The 1,581-nt window shown below is 73.9% G+C and carries 2 protein-coding genes and 1 pseudogene; all 3 read right to left on the bottom strand.

The window, feature by feature from the left end:
- Positions 1 to 732, bottom strand: a 732-nt coding sequence (locus tag ABD385_RS40980) for an anti-sigma factor (protein ID WP_344585336.1), incomplete at its 3' end; no start/stop codon positions are given.
- Positions 729 to 1,316 carry an ECF RNA polymerase sigma factor SigK gene (gene sigK, locus ABD385_RS40975; protein WP_344585334.1) on the bottom strand — a complete coding sequence of 196 codons (588 nt, stop codon included), beginning with the start codon at positions 1,314 to 1,316 and terminating at the stop codon, positions 729 to 731. The genes ABD385_RS40980 and sigK, both read right to left, overlap by 4 nt.
- 182 nt (positions 1,317 to 1,498) lie before the next feature.
- Positions 1,499 to 1,581 (bottom strand): annotated as a pseudogene (locus ABD385_RS40970) (fasciclin domain-containing protein); the annotation flags it as partial.

Genomic DNA, 1,581 nt, shown 5'->3' with positions numbered 1-1,581 from the left:
GCCCAGCGGGGCGCTCGTCGGCCGGGTGGAGCCGCCCTGCGGTTCGGTGGTCACCCCGACGCCGTCCGCGCCGCCCATGCCGCCGGTCAGCAGCAGCGCACCCGAGGCACGGCCGGTCTGGACGAGTCCGGCGGGCACCATCGAGCCGTTGCGGCTGTACCAGAGCTGGTAGACCTTGCCGCCGGGCAGCTCGGGCAACTGGTGGTAGACGAACGCGGCGCGGCCGATCCGCTTGGAGGCGACCACGGTGGCGCTGCCGCCGCCCTTGAGTGCAGCGGTGTGGAAGGTCGCGTCCGGGGCGGCCATCAGCGCGTTGAGGACACTGGCCTGGGCCTCGGCCCGGGCGGTGCGCGCCCGCTCCTGATCGGCCTCGTGCCGGGCGTCGAGGGCCAGCCCGCCGGCGACCGCGGCGAGGACCAGGCAGGCGGCCGCGACGAGGTGGGGCAGCCGCCGCCGCAGCCGGCGGGCAAGCGGGATCACGACGGCCTCGCGCTGTATCGGCGGGAGCTGTCTGACCTCGGGTAGCGCCGCCATCACGTGTGTGCGCAAGGATGCAGGGGGCACTTCCGCTACGCCCAGCGCGAGGCGGGCCGCGGTCTCCTGGAGTTCCCTGACCTCCTGCGCGCACGCCGGGCACTGGGCCAGGTGCCGGCCGAACTCGGCGGCCTCGGGCCCGGAGAGCGCGCCGAGCGCGTAGGCGCCGGTCAGCGTGTGCAGGTCGACGGTGCTCATGCGGTCACCCCCAGGCAGTCGCGGAGCCGGATGAGCCCGTCGCGGAGCCTGGTCTTGACCGTGCCGAGGGCGGCGCCGAGCACGTCGGCGGTCTCCCGGTAGGTGTAGCCCCGGTAGTAGGCGAGGGTCACCGATTCCCGCTGGAGTTCGGTGAGTTGTTCCAGGCAGCGGCGGACCTGCTCGCGTTCCAGGCGCCGTTCGACCTGTTCGCTGACCTCGTCGAAGGGGGCGGTGTACTCCCCGAGGCCGGCGCGGTGCTCGCGGTCGGCGGCGGCCTGCGCGGAGCGGACGCGGTCCACCGCGCGCCGGTGGGCGAGCGTCATGATCCAGGCCAGTGCGCTGCCCCGCGCGGCGTCGAAGCGGGCGGCCGAACGCCACACGTCGATGAGGACCTCCTGGGCGACCTCCTCGGACTGGGCCGGGTCCCGCACCACCCGCCGCACCAGGCCCACGACGGCGCCGGCCACCGCGGTGTAGAGGTGCTCGAACGCCTGTTGATCGCCGCGGGCGACCCGGTCGAGCAGGGATTCCAGGGCACCGGGCGGGGGCGCAGGGGACGGTTCACCGCGGGCTGCGACGTGCATGAACACCTCCGGGGAGAGACGCGGGCACTCGTGGTTCGGCGCCGAGGGCAGCACGGATTGGTCAAGTGGGTGGGTGATGCGGATGACGTTAGTGCTTCCCGCTGGGCCGACCGCCGAGCCTGCTGTGGTCGCGGGCCTCAGGGTGCCCCGGCATGCGCCGGAGCACCCGCGCTGAGGAACTGTCAGCTCTTGGGCAGCAGGACGGTGTCGATGATGTAGACGGTGGCGTTGGCGGTCTGGACGTTGCCGCAGACGACCTTGGCCG

Source organism: Streptomyces lunalinharesii (genome assembly GCF_039532155.1).
Taxonomy (GTDB): Bacteria; Actinomycetota; Actinomycetes; order Streptomycetales; family Streptomycetaceae; genus Streptomyces; species Streptomyces lunalinharesii.
Note: the sequence above shows the minus strand (reverse complement) of the source record. Positions and strands in the feature narration are given on the sequence as shown.